The following is a 298-nucleotide window of genomic DNA, read 5'->3' on the forward strand; positions in this document are numbered from 1 at the left end:
TAAAGAGGCGTTGCTGAGCCTGGTGGAGCCGCCCCACTGGTTCGGCGAAATCTGCCTGTTCGATGGCCAGCCCCGCACCCACGATGCGTTTGGCGCAGGCCAACGCAACTTGCTGCACATCCCGCAAAACGCGTTGCTGAAGCTGCTCGACGACCAACCACTGTCCTGGCGGCAACTGGCCCTGCTGATGAGCCAAAAACTGCGCCTGACCTTCATCAATCCCGAACAGCTCAGCCTGATGCCCGCCCCGGCTCGACTGACCCATCGCCTGCTGATGATCGCCGAAGGTTCTGGCGCA

Annotated in this window: 1 protein-coding gene; it reads left to right on the plus strand. The window is 62.1% G+C overall.

Translation table 11 applies throughout. The features are described 5' to 3' along the window. The coding region (locus BK665_RS33945; protein WP_148053311.1) for a Crp/Fnr family transcriptional regulator at nt 1–298 on the plus strand (298 nt) is incomplete at both ends.

The sequence above is a fragment of the Pseudomonas frederiksbergensis genome (genome assembly GCF_003732665.1).
GTDB lineage: Bacteria > Pseudomonadota > Gammaproteobacteria > Pseudomonadales > Pseudomonadaceae > Aquipseudomonas > Aquipseudomonas frederiksbergensis_G.